Raw genomic sequence first — 16,964 nt, forward strand, 5'->3', positions numbered from 1 at the left:
CAATGTCGGGGGACAGAATCAGGGGGGCCTTCGCCGGGCTCGCCGTCGGTGACGCCGTGGGCTGGCCCGCGGCCAGGCACCGGGCGGCCCTGCACGCCCCCTGGAGCAGGCGCCTGCACAGGGAGCTGGACGCGTTCGCCGAGGAGCACCGGGTCACCACGCTGCCGGTCCCGTTCGCGCTCAACCAGCCCACGGCCCCGCTGGCCATCGGACCGTCCGACGACGCCGAGTGGCTCGCCTGGACGGTGCTCACGATCGACCGCCCGAGGGCCGAGGCGTTCAGGGAGCTCCTCGAAGACGGGACGCCTCGGCCCCGCGAGGGAGTCAGGGCGCGCATCTCGGTGGCCACCGCGCTCGACAACCTCGCCAAGGGGATCGAGCCGCCGGCGTCGGGGCACGACAATCCGCACCACTTCGACGACGCCGCCGCCGTCAGGGCCGTGGCGTTCGGGGTGCTGAGAAGGGACCCGACACAGGACGCCCAGGTGACGAACGCCTACGACGGCGTCCTCGGCGCACAGGCCATGGCCGCCGCCGTGGCCGAGGCCGTGGCGTCGGGATCGGCGGCGGCCGCGGTCGAGGCGGCGCTGGCCGTACTGCCGGAAGACACCGCCATCGGCCGCAACGCCCGCCTGGCGCTGGCCGTCACGCGCGCGGCGGGCGACCCGTTCGCGGCCGTGCCCGCGCTCGACGCCGCGCTCCTCGACCACGTCTACAGCTACGGCGTGGGCGCCGCGCAGACCGTGCCGGCGGCGCTGGCGCTGGCCGAGGCGGCGGGCGGCGAACTCGCCCGCGCCGTGCCCGCGGCGGCCTGCCTGGCTGCGCTGGCCGACTCGGCGCCCGCGCTGACCGGGGCGCTGGCGGGAGCCTGCGGCGGGTACGAGGCGATCCCGGAGGGGTGGATCGCGTCGGCCCGCACGCTGGCCGGTTGTTGCCTGCCTGACCTGGCGGGCCGGGATCTGATCGAACTATCGGAGGGAATCGCATGACGCCGCTTGAAGACAGGGCCACTGGCTGCGTGGCGGGGGCGGCGGTCGGTGACGCGCTGGGCGGCGCCACCGAGGGCTGGACCCCCGAACAGATCGTCGACAGGTACGGGGGCCGCGTCGAGGGCATCGTGCCGCCGTTCAACGAGGACTGGCGCAACGCCCGCCCCATCGCGCCCTACCACAAGGGCGACGGGCACATCACCGACGACACGTTGATGACGCACGCTCTGATCCGCGTGTACGAGAAGACCGGCGGGCACCTGGACGCGTACGCGATGGCCGACCACCTGGTGCCGGAGCTCATGGGCGAGCGGCGGTGGATCCCCGAGCTGGAGGCGGAGGCGCTGCCGCTGCAGCGGATCTTCCTGGCCGAGAAGTGGATCGTGGCCAGGCTGCACTACGGCCACGTGGACCCGCGCGAGGCCGGTGTCGGAAATATCGTGAACTGCGGCGCGGCCATGTACGTCGCCCCCGTCGGCATCGTGAACGCCGCCGACCCCGACGCCGCCTACGCCGAGGCCGTCGACCTCACCGGGGCGCACCAGTCCAGCTACGGCCGGGAGGCCGCCGGGGTCATGGCCGCCGCGGTGGCCGAGGCCATGCGCCCCGGAGCCACCGCCGACTCCGTGGTCGCGACCTGCCTGCGCCTGGCCAAGGACGGCACCAAGGCCGCCATCGAGTCGGTCTGCGAGGCCGCCGCCGGGCTGGGGCACTGGGACGGGTCCTTCGAGACGTTGCGTGCCGCCATGCGGCCCTACGACACGGTCGCCGACACCTACCGCGACCAGGGGCTGGGGGCGCGGCGGCCGAGCCGGGTGCACAGCATCGAGGAGCTGCCGCTGGCGCTCGGTTTCCTGGTGATCGCGAAGGGCGACTACCGCGACACCGTGCTGGGCGGCGTCAACTACGGGCGCGACGCCGACTCGATCGCCTCCATGGGCGGGGCCATCGCGGGCGCGCTCGGGGGCCTGACGGCCGTCCCGCCGGAGTGGGTCGCGCAGGTGGGGGCGGCCAGCCGTACGGACCTGGTGGCCCCGGGGCTCGTCATCGCCGAGGTGGCGCGCCGCGTGCACGCCGACGACCTGGCGCGGCGCCGCGGCCACGAGGCGGCCTTCGCCGCCCTGGACCGCCCATGATCCGCCTCACCTGGGTCCAGCCGGAGGACCTGATCGGGCACGAGCTCCGCCAGGCCGCCGAGGACGGCCGGACCTCCGGCCCCGACGGCGACCGGGTACAGGCGATCGCGGCACGGTGGCACGCGGCCGGCGGCCACGACGCGCCCCCGCGCGCCGGCGCCTCAGAACCGGGGGCCGCGCGGCTGCGGGGACTGGCGGAGGAGCTGCTGGACGAGCTGGCCGCGATCCCGTCGCCGCTGGACGAGCCCGCTGACCTGGCCGCCATCATCGCCGCCTGCCCCGCCTGGCCGGGCCCGCACACAGGTGCTCCCGGCACGCGCACCGCTCCCGGCCGAGGCGCTTCGGCCGGTGGCGCCGATGGGGCGGTCGCGAGCGGTGGCGCGTCCGGTGACGGCGCGCCGATCACGAGGGACACGAGGAGCCGGGCAGGGGGCGTTGATCCGGCGCGCGTGCTCGGGGCGTGGCTCGGGCGCGCGGCCGGGTGCGTGCTCGGCAAGCCCGTGGAGAAGATCCCGCGCGCAGGCATCAGGGAGATCGCCGAGGCCACCGGCAACTGGCCCATCCGCGGCTGGTTCACCGCCAAGGGCCTGCCGGACGACGTGGCCCGCCGCTGGCCGTGGAACCGCCGCAGCGCCGTCAACTCGCTCGCCGAGAACATCGACGGCGTCCCCGAGGACGACGACCTCAACTACCCGCTGCTGGCCCTGTCCGTCCTCGAGCGCCACGGCCGCGACTTCACCACCGCGGACGTGGCCAGGCTCTGGCTGGACGAGCTCCCTGCGGGCCGCACGTTCACCGCCGAGCGCGTCGCGTACCGCAACCTCCTGGACGGCGTCGAGCCCCCGCACACGGCCACCCACCGCAACCCGTTCAGGGAGTGGATCGGCGCCCTGATCAGGGCGGACGTGTACGGCTGGGTCAACCCCGGCGACCCCGCCACGGCCGCGGAGCAGGCCTGGCGCGACGCCAGGCTCACGCACACCGCGAACGGGATCTACGGGGCGATGTTCGTGGCCGCGATGTGCGCCGCCTCCATGGTCGCCACGGACGTGGCGGAGATCGTACGGGCGGGCCTGGCCGTGGTGCCGGAGCGTTCGCGCCTGCACGAGGCGGTACGCCTGGCCGCCGCCGACGCCGCACGCGAGGACGACTTCGAGCGGGTCATCGACCTCCTGCACGAACGCCACGGCACCCTGCACTGGGTGCACACCGTCAACAACGCCGCCCTCATCGCCGCCACGCTCATCCACGGCCGGGGCGACTTCACCGCCACCATCGCCGGAGCGGTCGCCGGAGGCTGGGACACCGACTCCGCCGGGGCCACGGCCGGGTCCGTCGCGGGCGCGCTCAACGCGGGCGTGCCGGACCGGTGGCGCATGCGGAACAGCCTGGCCAGCAGCCTGACCGGGTTCGACGGGGTGGGGCTGGACGCGCTGGCCGCACGCACACGGGGGATGATGAGAGCATGATCTCGGTTTTCGGCAGCGCCAACATGGACCTCGTCGCGTACGTCTCCGAAGCCCCCAAGCGGGGCGAAACGGTGACCGGGCACCGGTTCAGGACCGTGCCCGGCGGCAAGGGCGCCAACCAGGCCATCGCCGCCGCCCGCGCGGGCGCTCAGGTGGTGTTCCTCGGGGCGGTGGGCGACGACGGGTTCGGGGCGGAGATGCGCGCCACCCTGGTGGAGGCCGGTGTCGACGTACGCGGCCTGCGCCAGGTGCCCGGTCCCAGCGGCATCGCCCACATCGTGGTGGACGACGGGGGCGGCAACTCGATCATCGTCGTTCCCGGCGCGAACGGCACCGTCACCGGCCCCTCGGGCGACGACCTGGCCGCCATCGCGCGCTCGGAGGCGCTGCTGCTCCAGCTCGAGCTGCCCATGGCGGCCGTCGTCGCGGCCGCCCAGGCCGCGCAGGTCTCCGGCGTGCCGGTCTTCCTCACCCCCGCCCCCGCGCGGCCGCTGCCGGACGAGCTGCTCGACGCCGTCACGACGATCGTCCCGAACGAGCACGAGGCCGCCGCCATCACCGGCGCCACCGACCCGGAGGCCGCACTCGACGCGCTGCTGGAGCGGGTCGATGAGGCGGTGATCACGCTCGGCTCCGAGGGCGCGCTGTACGGGTCGAGGTCGGGGGAGCGGCTGCGGGTGCCGGCCGTGAAGGTCGAGGCGGTGGACACGACGGCGGCGGGCGACACGTTCGTGGGCGCGCTGGCCGTGGCCAGGTCGGAGGGGCAGGGCATGGCCGACGCCCTGGCCTTCGCGTCCACGGCGGCGGCGCTGTCGGTGCAGCGCGAGGGCGCCAGCACCTCGATGCCGACCCGGCACGAGATCGAGAACGCCCTGCCGTAACGCCAGGCCCGCTCCTGCCGCAGCGGCTGGCGTCAGGCCCGCTCCTGCCGCAGCGGCTGGCGTCAGGCCCGCTCGTACCGCAGCAGCGCCACCCGGGAGTCGAACGTCCGGGTCTCCACCAGCCGCAGATCGACCCGGTCCTTCTGCGGCAGGAACAGCGGCCGGCCGCCGCCGAGGACGACCGGGTGCACCATGACGTGGTACTCGTCGATCAACCCCAGCTCGGTGAGCGCGCCGGCCAGCCGCGAGCCGCCGTTCAGCAGGAGGTCCTTGCCGCCGGACTGCCGCTTCAGCTCGGCGACCTCCTCGGTGAGGTCCCCGGAGACGATCCTGGTGTTCCAGCCGGCCTCCTCCAGCGTCGTGGAGAAAACGACCTTCGGGGTGCTCCGCCAGATGGGCGCGAACTTGAGGTCGTGCGGGTCGTCCGAGATCGACTCCGCCTGCGGCCAGTAACCGGACATCATCTCCCACACGACACGCCCGTACAGGAAGGTGCCCACTCGGGCGTTGATCTCGTCCCCGTACGCCGACAGCTCCGGCCCCATCACCGGCCAGTCGAACTCGCCGTTCGGCCCCTCGATGTGGCCGTCGACCGAGGTGTGGACCCAGTAGATGAGCTTGCTCATTTGGTGCTCCTTCTTCGTCGTTCTCGTGACGGAGTCGGAGCCGGTCGCGTGTTCTCTACATCCCTGCTGAAGATTTTTTCTCGTGCGTCCATCCGAGTCTGACCGGGGCGGCGGGCCGCACCCCGGCCAGGAGGCCCGGCAGCAGCCCGGCCAGCCCCGGCGGGAACACCAGCTCCTCGGCGGCGGCCAGCTCGGCGGCGCTCCACCAGCGGCTGCCGTCCCGGAAGTCCTCCGTCTCGTAGTCCTCCAGGGCGGTGGGCGCGACGGTCGCGGAGGCCACGCGGGCGAAGAAGTAGGTGTGCACGGTGTAGAAGTGCCGGCCCAGGTTGGACCACTCGCCCTCGTTCACCGCCACGGGGTCGCCGAGGTCGGCGGGGTCCAGCACGTGGCCGGTCTCCTCCAGGGCCTCGCGAACCGCCGCCTCCACCACGGTCTCTCCCGCCTCGAGCCCGCCGCCGGGCAGGTGCCAGGCGGGCTCCTTGGGCCACGGGTCCGGCGGGACGAAGCGGAACAGCAGGACGCGGTCGTCGGGGGCGGCCAGGATGACGCGGGCCGTGGGGCGCGGGGTGCGGTTGATCATCCCTGAACGGTAACAAGGCAGTTTCTGGGGCAGGTGGTGACTATGACCGAGAATTCCGACGAGCTGCCCGAGGCGGTGCGGGGGATCGACGGGGAGAGCGACCTCGTCGCTGAACGGTCCTGCGCCACTACTCCGAAGTCCCGTCGTCCCGTTCCCGCCAATCCACCGGAGGAGTGGGAGGAGCCCGAGCCGGAGGAAGAGCTGGACGAGGACGAGGACGTCATCCGCCCGGACGCGGGCCCCACGGGCTAGCCGTATCGACAGGGGAACGCTGTCAGCGGCGGTCGCCGTGCAGGTAGGCGAGCGTCTGCTCCAGCTCCGCCTGCACGATGCCGCCGGCCGCGTCCCCGTCTCCCCGCCGGATGGCCGCCACCAGCGCCGCGTGCGTGTCGTGCCCGGGATTACGACCGTGCGCGCGCAGCCCGAGCACCTCCACCAGATCGATCAGCCCCTCGCGCAACGCGGGTGCGAACTCCGCGAACAGATCGGTCAGCACCGGATTGCCGGCCGCCGCCACGACCGCCATGTGCAGGGCGATGTCCGCGTCCACGAACGCGGCGTCGTCCCCTGAGGCCGCCCGCGCCCGCGCCTCCAGCGCCGACTCCAGCGCCGCGACGTCCTCGTCCGTACGCCGCCGCGCGGCCAGCTGGGCGGCCTGCGTCTCGACCATCATGCGCACCTCGTAGACGTCCGAGATGGCGGCCCGCCGCAGCCTGGCCGGCCAGTCCTCGGCGGGTTCCGCGGCGATCACGAACACCCCCGCCCCCTGGCGGGCCTGCACCAGCCCTGCCCCCGCGAGGGCACGCAGCGCCTCGCGGACGGTCGAGCGGCCCACCCCGAGCGCCTTGGCCAGGGCGTTCTCCCCGGGCAGTCGCGTCCCCACCGGCCATTCCCCCTGCGTGATCTGCTCGCGCAGGTGCTCGGTGGCCTGCTCGACGAGCGGGCTGGGGCGGAGGGAGCCGAGCGGCATCGTTAGCACCTACCAGGTTGTCTGAGGACCTGTGTTGTGGTTAGTGTAGCCGCCATGACGTCGCACGGTGTCCGTTTCGGGCTCCTTCTCGGCCGCCGCGACGGGGTATGACCGGACCGGCACCCCGCCGCGGTGGTCAGGGTGCCCGCCGGTCCTTCCCGCCGACGACGGAGAAGGAAGCTCAGCCGTGTACGACTGGAACCGGCAGCGCCCCAGCGCCATGCCGTACCACCGCTACAAGCCCGCCCACGAGCGCGTCGAAGTGCCGCACACCGACCGCGCCTGGCCGTCCGCGCGCATCACGCGGGCCCCGCTCTGGGTGCCCGTGGACCTGCGCGACGGCAACCAGGCGCTGGCCGAGCCGATGGACCCGGCACGCAAGCGCCGGATGTTCGGCCTGCTCACCGGCATGGGATTCAAGGAGATCGAGGTCGGCTACCCGTCATCCAGCCAGCTGGACTTCGACTTCGTCCGCGAGCTGGCCGCGCCCGGGGCGGTGCCGGAGGACGTGACCGTGGTCGTGTTCACGCCGGCCAGGCGGGACCTGATCGAGCGCACGTTCGCCTCGATCGAGGGCCTGCCCCGCGCGGTCGTGCACCTCTACACCGCCACCGCCCCCACCTGGCGCGACGTGGTGCTCGGCCACGACAGGCGCGAGCTGCGCGCCCTGATCATGGACGCCGCCGGGCACGTCGCCAGGCTCGCGGAGGGCCGCGACGTGCGCTTCCAGTTCTCGCCGGAGGTGTTCAACCTCACCGAGCCCGACTACGTGCTGGAGGTCTGCAACGAGCTGACCGCCCTGTGGGACGCCTCCCCGGACCGGCCGGTGATCCACAACCTGCCGGCGACCGTCGAGGTGGCCACCCCCAACGTGTACGCCGACCAGATCGAGTACATGCACCGCCACCTGGACCGCAGGGACGCGGTGATCCTCTCCGTGCACCCGCACAACGACCGCGGCACCGGCGTGGCCTGCGCCGAGCTGGCCCTGCTGGCGGGCGCCCAGCGGGTGGAGGGCTGCCTGTTCGGCAACGGCGAGCGCACCGGCAACGTGGACTTGGTGACCCTCGCGCTCAACCTGCACTCCCAGGGCGTCGACCCCATGGTGGACCTCTCCGACATCGATGAGGTGCGCCGGGTCGTCGAACACTGCAACCGCCTGCCGGTGCCCGACCGCCACCCGTACGCGGGCGACCTCGTCTACACCGCCTTCTCCGGCACCCACCAGGACGCCATCGGCAAGGGCCTGGCCCACCACGCCAAGCGGGCCGCCGAGCTGGGCGTGCCGCCGGAGCAGGCGCCGTGGGACGTGCCGTACCTGCCCATCGACCCCGCCGACGTGGGCCGCGGCTACCAGGCGGTCATCCGCGTCAACAGCCAGTCGGGCAAGGGCGGCATCGCCTACCTCCTGCGCACCCGCTACGGCCTGGAGCTGCCGCGCCGGATGCAGATCGACTTCTCGTCGGTCGTCCAGCGGGCCACCGACGGCAGCGGCGAGGAGATCACGGCCGAGCAGCTGTGGGAGCTCTTCCACGCCACCTACCTGGCCCCGGGCGAGACCGGCGCGCTGGCCGCATGGAGCACGAGGGAGACGGGGCCGGGCTCGCACGAGTTCTCCGGCACGCTGCGGTCGGGGCGCACGCTGCACGGCACCGGCAACGGCCCGCTGTCCGCGCTGACCGCCGCCCTCGCCGCCGACGGGATCGACGTCGACATCCTGCACTACGCCGAGCACGCCCTGGACCCCGGCCGGGGCAGCCGCGCCATCGCCTACGTGGAGGCCCGGGTGGACGGCGCCACCCGCTGGGGCGCGGCCCAGGACACCTCGGTCCTGACCGCGTCGGTCCACGCGGTGCTCGCCGCCGTCAACCGCGTCCTGGCAGATGTGCCAGGCTGATCATCGGATTTGAGTAGGCCGGATGTTCGAGGCGGCGCCCTCTCCTACGGCCTCCGCCTTCGCCGCCGGCGTGATCGAGCGCGTGCGGGTGCCCTGCCTGTCGGCGGCGCAGCAGGTGCACTTCCACCAGGGCTACGAGCCCAGGGCGCGCGACCTGCACGACATGGCGCGGCTACGGGAGGCGTTCGGGATCGCGACTCACTTCTGAGTGGCGATCCTCGCGTCCAGGTGGGCCGCGCACTCGTCCCGGAAATAGCGGACGCGCGAGCGCAGCCGCTTGGGGTCGGCCAGCACGGCGCGGGAGACCGAGGGCACCACGGCGTGCCGTACCGGCCCGAACAGCCGCGCCACGTCGGCGGGGGAGGCCCCCTGGGCGCCCAGCCCCGGCGCGAGGATGGGCCCGTTGAGGTCGAGCAGCGAGTGCTCCAGCTCGGGCAGCGTGGCCCCCATGACGACCCCCACGGGCCCGAACGGCGCGTGCCCGGCGTTCGCCGCGGCCGCGCCGGTGAGCACCTGGTCGGCCACGAGCCGCTGCAGCGGGGCCGCCTCCGGGTTGGAGGTGCGGGCCAGCACGAACACGCCCGCGTCGTTGGCCACCGCCGAGGTGATCGCCCCCTCCAGCGACCCGAACCCGAGGTACGGGCTCAGCGTCACGGCGTCGACGGCCAGCGGGCTGCCCCGGTCGAGGTAAGCCTCGGCGTAGGCGGCCATCGTGCTGTCGATGTCGCCCCGCTTGGCGTCGAGCAGCACCAGCGTGCCGGCCTCGCGCAGGTCGGCGATGGTGCGCTCCAGCACGGCGATGCCGCGGCTGCCCCAGCGCTCGAAGAAGGCCGACTGCGGCTTGACCACGGCCGCCACGTCGCTCACCGTGTCGACCACCGTGCGGCTGAAGCGTTCCAGACCGGCGGGCGAGTCGTCGAGTTCCCAGGCGTGGAGCAGCGCCGGGCTCGGGTCTATGCCCACACAGAGCGGTCCGCACTCGTCGAGCCTGGCTCGCAGGCGTGTTCCGAACGAATCGTTCATCTCAAGGGCCCCCTAGCAACCTACGCAGCCTAGCTCCCGTGGCCACAGCCAGGAATGTTTACTGCCGGGACGATATGAACAGGTGTCTTCCAGGAGTGGCCTTGGGGGTAGATCAGCCTACATGTACGAGATCGCCCAACGGGTGCTGGTGCTGCGTACCGATCCGCCGCGCGATGTCACCGTCACCGTCGGCGTTCCTTACGAGGAGCCGACGGGAGACTGGTCGTGCCCGTACCGGATCGACGGGCTCGACGGGTGGGAGCACGAGCGGAAGGTCACCGGGCTCGACTCGCTGGAGGCGATCGAGCTGGCCCTGGCCATGGTGCGGGCCGCGCTGGCCGGCTCCCACGAGGCGAGGGAGGGGCTGCTCCACTGGGATGAGGCGCCGTCGGAGCAGCGCCCGCGAACGGTGTACGTGAGCTTGGACAAGATCCGCGATACCGCCTATATCGCGATAAAGCATGAAGTAGCGCCAGATGAGGTGGCAAATCAGGTCGCGGCGGAAGGCGTCGTGCTTGACTTCGGCGACTCCGGGCAGCTCCTGGGCCTGGAGCTGACGAGCGCGGCGACGCGGCTCCCGCCCGAGATGCGGATCTGAGGACGACCGCTCCTGGCCGGGATAATCGGCACCGTGAGCATCACCACTCTCCCGCGTCTCGTGGCCACCGACCTCGACGGCACCCTACTCAACTCCTCCGGCGTCATCACACCCCGTACCAGGGAGGCTCTCCATCGTGCCCGCGCGGCCGGAGCCGAGATCGTCTTCGTCACCGCCAGAGCGCCGCGCGGCATCCGCGCGATCGCCGATCAGGCAGGCGTCTCGGGCACCGCGATCTGCAGCAACGGCGCGATCGTGTACGACCTGACCACCGACGAGATCACCGCCAGCCACCTCCTGGACCGGGCGGCGGCCAGGAGCGTCGGGGAGGCCCTGTCCGAGGCCCTGCCCGGCGTCGGCCTGGCCGTCGAGACCGGCAGGAACCTGCTCACTGAGGCCGCCTACACCCGGCGCGTCGAGCACGACCTGGCGTACTACCGCGAGGTGAGCTCCGTGTTCGACGGCGACGACCCGATCGTCAAGCTGCTCGCCCTGTCGCCCGGCCACACGGCGGACGAGATGTTCACAGCCGTGATCGCGGCGATCGAGGGCCAGGCCGAGGTCACGCACTCCGGCGTGAACGGGCTCCTCGAGATCAGCGCTCCCGGGGTGACGAAGGCGGGCACGCTCGACGCGCTCTGCCGGCAGCGCGGGGTGGAGCCCGGCGAGGTGGTGGCGTTCGGCGACATGCCGAACGACCTGGCCGTGCTCGCGTACGCGGGCGTCGGGTACGCCATGGCCAACGCCCACCACCTGGTGCTGGCGGCGACCGAGCGCCGGACACTGTCCAACGACGAGGACGGGGTGGCCGCCGTACTGGAGGATCTCTACGGCTGACCCGCGGCACCGACGGACCTCCACTGGTGAGGCGAACCTCGCCGGCCTTGGTGCCCGCCCCCGCGGGCACCAAGGTGTTCAGGCGTCGTCGTCCGACACCCGCGAGGCGCCCTCGCACGTGCCGGGCGACGTGCTGAGCACCGGAAGCAGCGCGCCGCAGGTGCTCACCGGGAGCGACACGGGCTCGACGATCTCGTCGTTGAAGATGATCACATCGCCGATGAGGGACGGGCCGCCGCCCTGCGTGGCCGCGTCGTCCGCGTACGCGGCGTGGGGGAACAGCGCGCCCGCCATGACGGCGGCCACTGTGGCCGTCACCGTGGCGCCCGGCGACCGCATCACAGGAGCGCCCCGGCTAGGCCGCGACCCTCTCCTGCTGCCGGGACGACTGCTGCGCGCCTCCGTTGGAGTCCTGGTCGCGCCGCGCACCGGCCATGATCCGGTCGATCAGCGCCAGCGTCAGCGCCGAGACCACGAAGGTCAGGTGGATCAGCGTTTTCCATAGCAGTTCCCTCTCGGTGATGGTCGGTTTGGACGCGTTGATGAAGATCTGGAGGAGGTGGACGGACGAGATGCCGATGATCGCCATGGCCAGCTTGACCTTGAGCACGTTGGCGTTGACGTGGGAAAGCCATTGGGGCTGGTCGGGGTGGCCCTCGATGCGCAGCCGCGAGACGAACGTCTCGTAGCCGCCGATGATGACCATGATGAGCAGGTTGGAGATCATGACGACGTCCACGAGGCCGAGGACGATCAGCATGACGGTGGTTTCCGCAGGCGAGCCGCCGAACCCGAGCTCGACCAGATGGAGCAGCTCCATCATGAACCGCCACGTGTAGACGACCTGGGCGATGATCAGCCCCAGGTAGAGCGGCGCCTGTATCCATCGGCTGAGGAACATGAAGTAGCCGACATGTCCGAGCACGGTGCGGGACTCGGCCGGGTTGTCGGCCAGGGGCACCTGCACGAGTCGCACTAGGACGTCAGGATGTTGATGTGCTGGACCCAGGTCACCACCTCGACAATGGGCGGGCCGCCGGAGAGGTGGTGGAGGGTGACGAGGGGAGCGGCGCCTGCCAGCGCGAATGCGGCGACGGCGGTCAGGACTCGGGCCTTCAAAAGGTTCTCCTTGTTGCTCTGGCGCTATCGGATGAACTGGGCGTGCGCTGTCGGGAATCCGGCGGCGCGGCGTGGCCGCGCCGCCGGATTCGCTGGATAACGGGATGGGAAGGGCGCGTGCCCGTGCCGGCCCGGTCAGGGCTGCAAGCAGTGCACGGCCGGCACCTCGGCCGGCACGCCAGGTGCGGTCGGGTCGATCAGCGTCGTGACGCCGGCGCCGGTCTCGACCAGGCAGGGGATCACGTGGAGGGGATCCACTACGGCGTAGGCTGCGGGGGCGGTGAGCAGGGTCAGCCCGCCGGCGACGACCGCGGCGGCGATGATCCGGCGTGGGGTGAAGCGCATGGAGCCTCCTGGGTGAAGGTATAGAATGACCATCGTCTAGCTACCCAGAGTATGAGCTCGGTAACGCTCTGTACTATTAGAAGTTTTTCAGACTTCCCAGCGGTCCTGAGCTGCCATGACCTCGTCGGCGTGGTCGTGCGCCCAGGCTCCGAACGCCTCGATCGGGCCGAGAAGGGTGCGGCCGAGGTCGGTCAGCTCGTACTCGACGCGGGGCGGGGCCTCCGCGTAGGCGCGGCGCGCGACCAGGCCGTTGAACTCCAGCCGGCGGAGCGTCTCGGTGAGGACCTTGGTGCTGATGCCGCCGATCTCCTCGCGCAGCCGTCCCGGACGGCGCGGGCCGTGGCGCAGCGCCCAGAGGACGACCGCGTTCCAGGTGTTGGCCAGCAGGTCGAAGGCCAGCCTTGCCTGGCAGTCGGCGATGAACAAAGGAGCCTCCATTAGGCACCGAATGGTGTGTGACGTCCTCTCTACAGTCCTTTTACCAGTTCATCTGAAGGAGGACAGACATGCGGATCGGGATTCTGGGAGCGGGCGGAATGGCGGACGCCCTGGGCACGCAGTGGGCCAGGGCGGGCCATGAGGTGATGATCAGCGGGCGGGACGTGCCGGTGAGCGCGGCCCGGGCGGCGGGCATGACCGCACAGGCGCAGGGCGCGGTTGTGCGCGCGGGGAGCTGGGCGGAGGCGGCGGAGTTCGGGGAGGTCGTGATGGTGGCCGTCAGGCAGGCGGGGCTTGCCGCCGTGCTCCGGAGTGCCGGTACGGCGCTGCGTGGCAAGCCCGTCATCGACGTCGCCAACGCCGAGGGCCCCGGCGGGTACGACCCCGCGCGCCCGATCGCCCCGATGATCCGCGAACTCACGGGGGGTCACGTGGTGAAGGCGTTCAACCTGTGCCACGTGGACGTCTGGCGGATGACGCCCCCGGTGTTCGACGGCAGGCCGCTGGCCGTGCCGCTGTGCGGCGACGACCCGGCGGCGCTGGCGGCCGTACGCACCCTGGTCGCCGACCTCGGCTGCACGCCTGTGGACGGCGGCGGGTTCGAGCGGGCGCCCCTCCTGGAGGCGACGGCCACGTTCATGATCGGGCTCTGGTTCGGCGGCGCCGACGCCCAGGCCGTGCTCCCGCCGATGTCCCACTCGGGCGTTTCGTAGCGGGACGTACGACCGGCGACGTATACGGGATGGCGACGACCGGCGGATGCGCCGGCGGCGTCCCCGGCAAGATCCTGGAGGCCTTCACCCAAGGTCGAAGGAGAAGTCCAGTGGTTACCCAGGTCGCCAAGGGGAGCGGGTATGTGACCGCTTTCAAGGCCGTCGTCGTGCTCAACACGCTGTCCGTGCTGGCCCAGGCCGTGACGGCCGGGCAGTTGATGAGCGGGGGAGGGGCGGGCGCGCATGGCTCGGGTGCGCTCGCGGTGCACGTGCTGGGGCTGGTGCAGCTCGTCTCGGCCGTCCTGCTGTGGCGCCCGGGCCGCGGCGCGGGCTGGCCTGCGCTGGTCAGCCTGGCGGTGCTGCTGCTCGGCTTCGTCCAGTCCGCCATGGGCGGCTCGGGCGTGCTGGCGGTGCACGTGCCGCTCGCCATGGCCCTCTTCGGCCTCAGCGTCTGGCTCCTCGTGTGGGCCTGGCGCCGCTGAGCCTCCGGGATGCCCGGGGGGCGGGCTCAGGCGGGGTGGCGGGCCAGGTGGTCGGCGCGGCGGATCGCCTCCGGGAGGCGGTAGCGAGGGGCGAGGCGGAGCGTCTGGTCCGTGGCCGTGTCCAGGGAGATGCGGTGGCCCTGGGAGACGTACACCGGCTTGACGCCCCGCTGCGTGCGCAGCGCCCGGCCCACGACGGCGCCCTCGTGGACGATCGGCGACCACTCGCCCCGCTCCGGCCCGGGCATGTCATGCGTGCCGACGAAGGGCGTCTTGCCCACGCCGAGCGCGGGCAGGCCGGTCAGCACGCCCAGGTGGCAGGCCAGGCCGAAGCCGCGCGGATGCGCCAGCCCGTACCCGTCGCAGACCAGCAGGTCAGGCGTGGCGGTGAGCCGTTCGAGCGCCTCCACCAGTGCGGGCAACTCGCGGAAGGCGAACAGGCCGGGCACGTACGGGAACGCCACCTCGCCCTCGACCACCACCTCCTCCACCGTCGCCAGCGTGCCGGCGTCGAGCACGACCACGGCGGCCGTCAGCGAGTCGCCCCGGTAATGCACGTCCAGGCCCGCCACCAGCGAGAAGGTGGTGGGTCCTGTGAGCTCGACGTGCCCGCGGAGCCGGTCCTGGATGGACTCCGCCTCGGCGACGGTGGTGGGCCACGGGTGAAGCTGCTTTACCTGCACCCGGCCCAAGCGTAGTGGATCAGCGACCGCCGCCGCCCTGCTCGCGGAGGCGGTCGCCGGAGTGGCATCAGGGGTAGTACGCGGCCAGCTTGGCCTTGATCTTGGCGACCGTGCCGTCGAAGGGCATGAGCTGCGGGTCGCCGTGCCGGTAGTCGAGGAGCTGGACGGCGTACACGGCGCGGCCCTGGCGGACCACGGCGACCCAGAAGTGGTGCGTGATGGTCGAGTACGGGTTGATGGCGGCGGTGACGCGCAGGACCTCCACGCCGTCCGCCTCACCGGCCTTGGTGATGTCGAACACCGCCGTGCCGGTCTCGGCCGGCGGATTACGGTCGACGCAGGTGGTCAGGTCGGCCCGCCATTGCCGCTCGAAGGCCGCCGCGTCGTCCGCGCTGGAGAAGACCCAGACGTCGTTGTAGGAGTGGAACCACGTCGGCGTGGAGAACCTGGCGCTGATGCCCGCGATAGCGCCGGTGCCGCGCCCGTACTGCCAGCAGGTCGGGCCGGTGACGTCGGGCTCGAAGTACGGGCTGACCCATGGGTCCCCGTACGGCTCGCCGGCCGGGGGCTGATCCGCCTTGGCCAGCAGCACTCCGCGGTCGACTCCGGCCTGGGTCGCACCGGTGGCCTGGGCGGTCGAGGCCGGAGCGACCGAGGCGGTCGCGGGGAGGGCGGTGAAGAGCATCGCGCTGACGACAGTGGCCCCGCTCAGGGCGGCCCGGGCCGCGGCTAAGTGCATGAGGTGTCCTCTCTTCTGGGCTTGACTCGCGTTATGTGCGAGAGTCATACAAATTTTTAACAAACGTTGATCGAAGCGCAACAGAGATCGCGAGAGTTCGCGGCGCCGGCCAGCTCGGGGGACGTCACGTCTATAGGCTCGGAATTATGAGCGAAGTGCTAGTGGCGGTCGGTCCCGGCGTGGTGGCCGACGACGGCCTGCTCGCGGAGATCGCCACGCGCGAGTTCACCGCCCTGGGCGTCTCCGGCACGTTCGTCCATGCCCGCGACGCCGCCCACGTCCTGTCCCTGGTGAGCGGCGCGGCCTCCGCGGTCGTGCTGCCCGGGCCTTCGGACGAGGTGCGCGCGCTGATCGGGCGGCCGCTCGGGGCGGTGGTCTGGGTGGACGTCGAGCGTGCCGACGGGGTGGTGGCGGGTGCCGGGGCCGCGCACCTCCACGGGCGCGGCGTCGGCGGGCTGACCTGGGGGATCCGGCACGCCGTGCACCGGGTACGGCACCCGTCCCGGCGGATCGCGTACGGGGCGCTGCCGGATCAATGGGGCGAACTGTACCTGCCGGGCGGCGGATCGGGGGGCGGGCGGGCGCCGGTCGTGGTGCTCATCCACGGCGGGTACTGGCGGTCGATCTGGGCGGCCGACCTCATGGAGCCGCTCTGCGTCGACCTGGCCGGGCGCGGGTTCGCGGTGTGGAACCTCGAATACCGGCGCCCCGACCTGCATGGCTGGCACGCGACCACGGCGGACGTGGCGGCGGGGCTGGCCGCTCTCACGACGACGCCCGTCGGTGCTGCCCTGCCGGGATCCGGGCCGGTCGGCCGTGATGCCGCGCCAGGCCTCGCCGAGGTCGCGGCCTCCCTGAACCTCGGCAGGGTCGCCGTTGCCGGGCACTCGGCGGGTGCTCAGCTCGCCCTGCGCGCCGCGGCGGACCGTGCGCGGGCGGCGGGGCAGGGCGCTGCTCCGTCAGGTGCCGTGGGTGAGGGGGCGCGGATCGTGCTGGCGGTCTCGCTGGCAGGCGTGCTCGACCTCGTCCAGGGTGACAGGCGCTGGCTCAGCTCCGGCGCCGTCGCCGCCGCACTCGGCGAGCCCGCGCCCGCCGCACTCGACCGGCCCGCCGCGCCTGGCGGACCCGCGCCCGCCGCCGACCACGGGGAGGGACCCGGCGGCGAGGCAGCGCGTCTGTACGCGGAGGCATCCCCTCTCCTCCGGCTCCCCCTCCACGTACGCCAGCTCATCGTCCAAGGCACCGCCGACGACCTGGACCTGGTCGACTTCAGCCGCCGCTACGCGCGGGCCGCCGAGGAGTCCGGCGACGACGTGACCTACGTCGAAATGCCGGCCGACCACTTCGACGTCATCAACCCCGCCACTCCGATCTGGCAGACCACGGTCCGGACCATCGTGAGCGCACTGAGATAGGAGGGTCGCCTGGACATCTGCCGG

The 16,964-nt window shown here is 72.5% G+C and carries 23 protein-coding genes; 12 read left to right on the top strand and 11 right to left on the bottom strand.

What is annotated here, in order from left to right; translation table 11 throughout:
• Positions 1-2 precede the first annotated feature (2 nt).
• The 4 genes from ABN273_RS22790 to rbsK are packed head-to-tail and all read left to right on the top strand — an operon-like array spanning position 3 to position 4,475.
• Positions 3-989, top strand: a complete 987-nt coding sequence (locus tag ABN273_RS22790; RefSeq protein WP_349450977.1) for an ADP-ribosylglycohydrolase family protein — start codon at positions 3-5, stop codon at positions 987-989.
• Positions 986-2,125: an ADP-ribosylglycohydrolase family protein gene (locus ABN273_RS22795; RefSeq protein WP_349450978.1), complete on the top strand. Its 1,140-nt coding sequence runs from the start codon at positions 986-988 to the stop codon at positions 2,123-2,125. Before ABN273_RS22790 ends, ABN273_RS22795 begins: the two co-directional genes overlap by 4 nt.
• Positions 2,122-3,594, top strand: a complete 1,473-nt coding sequence (locus tag ABN273_RS22800; RefSeq protein ID WP_349450979.1) for an ADP-ribosylglycohydrolase family protein — start codon at positions 2,122-2,124, stop codon at positions 3,592-3,594. Before ABN273_RS22795 ends, ABN273_RS22800 begins: the two co-directional genes overlap by 4 nt.
• Positions 3,591-4,475 carry a ribokinase gene (gene rbsK, locus ABN273_RS22805; RefSeq protein WP_349450980.1) on the top strand — a complete coding sequence of 295 codons (885 nt, stop codon included), beginning with the start codon at positions 3,591-3,593 and terminating at the stop codon, positions 4,473-4,475. Before ABN273_RS22800 ends, rbsK begins: the two co-directional genes overlap by 4 nt.
• Before the next feature lie 62 nt (positions 4,476-4,537).
• On the opposite strand, the gene ABN273_RS22810 is transcribed toward rbsK, so the two are convergent.
• Together ABN273_RS22810 and ABN273_RS22815 are read right to left on the bottom strand one after the other, a co-directional pair.
• Positions 4,538-5,101: a dihydrofolate reductase family protein gene (locus ABN273_RS22810; RefSeq protein ID WP_349450981.1), complete on the bottom strand. Its 564-nt coding sequence runs from the start codon at positions 5,099-5,101 to the stop codon at positions 4,538-4,540.
• Positions 5,102-5,156: 55 nt separating this feature from the next.
• Entirely contained in the window at positions 5,157-5,681 is a 525-nt protein-coding gene (locus ABN273_RS22815; RefSeq protein WP_349450982.1) for an NUDIX domain-containing protein, read from the bottom strand.
• Positions 5,682-5,723: 42 nt separating this feature from the next.
• On the opposite strand from ABN273_RS22815, the gene ABN273_RS22820 reads away from it, so the two are divergent.
• Complete coding sequence (locus ABN273_RS22820; protein ID WP_349450983.1) at positions 5,724-5,933, top strand: hypothetical protein; 210 nt, start codon at positions 5,724-5,726, stop codon at positions 5,931-5,933.
• Positions 5,934-5,955: 22 nt separating this feature from the next.
• On the opposite strand, the gene ABN273_RS22825 is transcribed toward ABN273_RS22820, so the two are convergent.
• Positions 5,956-6,651, bottom strand: a complete 696-nt coding sequence (locus tag ABN273_RS22825) for a FadR/GntR family transcriptional regulator (protein ID WP_349450984.1) — start codon at positions 6,649-6,651, stop codon at positions 5,956-5,958.
• A 220-nt stretch (positions 6,652-6,871) separates the two neighbouring features.
• Between ABN273_RS22825 and leuA the strand changes: the two genes are divergently transcribed.
• Positions 6,872-8,548 carry a 2-isopropylmalate synthase gene (gene leuA / locus ABN273_RS22830; RefSeq protein ID WP_349451191.1) on the top strand — a complete coding sequence of 559 codons (1,677 nt, stop codon included), beginning with the start codon at positions 6,872-6,874 and terminating at the stop codon, positions 8,546-8,548.
• 22 nt (positions 8,549-8,570) lie between these two features.
• Entirely contained in the window at positions 8,571-8,756 is a 186-nt protein-coding gene (locus tag ABN273_RS22835) for a nucleotidyltransferase domain-containing protein (RefSeq protein WP_349450985.1), read from the top strand.
• Here ABN273_RS22835 and pyrF read toward each other — a convergent pair.
• The gene (pyrF, locus tag ABN273_RS22840; protein ID WP_349450986.1) at positions 8,747-9,571 is read right to left on the bottom strand and encodes an orotidine-5'-phosphate decarboxylase; all 825 of its coding nucleotides are present in this window, start codon (positions 9,569-9,571) and stop codon (positions 8,747-8,749) included. The genes ABN273_RS22835 and pyrF overlap by 10 nt on opposite strands.
• Before the next feature lie 121 nt (positions 9,572-9,692).
• Here pyrF and ABN273_RS22845 point away from each other — a divergent pair, with 121 nt between their 5' ends.
• Positions 9,693-10,169, top strand: coding sequence for a DUF6968 family protein (locus ABN273_RS22845; protein ID WP_349450987.1), 477 nt, complete (start codon positions 9,693-9,695; stop codon positions 10,167-10,169).
• A 33-nt stretch (positions 10,170-10,202) separates the two neighbouring features.
• Positions 10,203-11,006 (top strand): Cof-type HAD-IIB family hydrolase, encoded by an 804-nt coding sequence (locus ABN273_RS22850; protein ID WP_349450988.1) that lies wholly within the window; start codon positions 10,203-10,205, stop codon positions 11,004-11,006.
• 78 nt (positions 11,007-11,084) lie between these two features.
• On the opposite strand, the gene ABN273_RS22855 is transcribed toward ABN273_RS22850, so the two are convergent.
• From ABN273_RS22855 to ABN273_RS22875, 5 genes are all read right to left on the bottom strand, one after another.
• Positions 11,085-11,348: a hypothetical protein gene (locus tag ABN273_RS22855; protein ID WP_349450989.1), complete on the bottom strand. Its 264-nt coding sequence runs from the start codon at positions 11,346-11,348 to the stop codon at positions 11,085-11,087.
• Positions 11,349-11,361: 13 nt separating this feature from the next.
• Positions 11,362-11,982, bottom strand: a complete 621-nt coding sequence (locus ABN273_RS22860) for a TIGR00645 family protein (RefSeq protein ID WP_349450990.1) — start codon at positions 11,980-11,982, stop codon at positions 11,362-11,364.
• The gene (locus ABN273_RS22865; protein ID WP_349450991.1) at positions 11,982-12,125 is read right to left on the bottom strand and encodes a hypothetical protein; all 144 of its coding nucleotides are present in this window, start codon (positions 12,123-12,125) and stop codon (positions 11,982-11,984) included. Before ABN273_RS22865 ends, ABN273_RS22860 begins: the two co-directional genes overlap by 1 nt.
• A 135-nt stretch (positions 12,126-12,260) precedes the next feature.
• Entirely contained in the window at positions 12,261-12,470 is a 210-nt protein-coding gene (locus ABN273_RS22870; RefSeq protein ID WP_349450993.1) for a hypothetical protein, read from the bottom strand.
• A gap of 87 nt (positions 12,471-12,557) precedes the next feature.
• Positions 12,558-12,896, bottom strand: coding sequence for a winged helix-turn-helix transcriptional regulator (locus ABN273_RS22875; RefSeq protein WP_349450994.1), 339 nt, complete (start codon positions 12,894-12,896; stop codon positions 12,558-12,560).
• An 80-nt stretch (positions 12,897-12,976) separates the two neighbouring features.
• Here ABN273_RS22875 and ABN273_RS22880 point away from each other — a divergent pair, with 80 nt between their 5' ends.
• Complete coding sequence (locus ABN273_RS22880) at positions 12,977-13,621, top strand: NADPH-dependent F420 reductase (protein ID WP_349450995.1); 645 nt, start codon at positions 12,977-12,979, stop codon at positions 13,619-13,621.
• A gap of 143 nt (positions 13,622-13,764) precedes the next feature.
• Entirely contained in the window at positions 13,765-14,103 is a 339-nt protein-coding gene (locus ABN273_RS22885) for a hypothetical protein (RefSeq protein ID WP_349450996.1), read from the top strand.
• A 26-nt stretch (positions 14,104-14,129) separates the two neighbouring features.
• On the opposite strand, the gene ABN273_RS22890 is transcribed toward ABN273_RS22885, so the two are convergent.
• Both ABN273_RS22890 and ABN273_RS22895 read right to left on the bottom strand, forming a co-directional pair.
• Complete coding sequence (locus ABN273_RS22890; RefSeq protein ID WP_349450997.1) at positions 14,130-14,786, bottom strand: endonuclease V; 657 nt, start codon at positions 14,784-14,786, stop codon at positions 14,130-14,132.
• 67 nt (positions 14,787-14,853) lie between these two features.
• A complete protein-coding gene (locus ABN273_RS22895; protein ID WP_349450998.1) occupies positions 14,854-15,525 on the bottom strand; it encodes a hypothetical protein in 672 nt (223 codons plus the stop codon).
• Between the two features lie 146 nt (positions 15,526-15,671).
• On the opposite strand from ABN273_RS22895, the gene ABN273_RS22900 reads away from it, so the two are divergent.
• Positions 15,672-16,940 carry an alpha/beta hydrolase gene (locus ABN273_RS22900; protein WP_349451000.1) on the top strand — a complete coding sequence of 423 codons (1,269 nt, stop codon included), beginning with the start codon at positions 15,672-15,674 and terminating at the stop codon, positions 16,938-16,940.
• The last annotated feature ends 24 nt before the right edge of the window (positions 16,941-16,964 follow it).

This window comes from Nonomuraea sp. B19D2 (genome assembly GCF_040137845.1).
Classification (GTDB): Bacteria; Actinomycetota; Actinomycetes; order Streptosporangiales; family Streptosporangiaceae; genus Nonomuraea.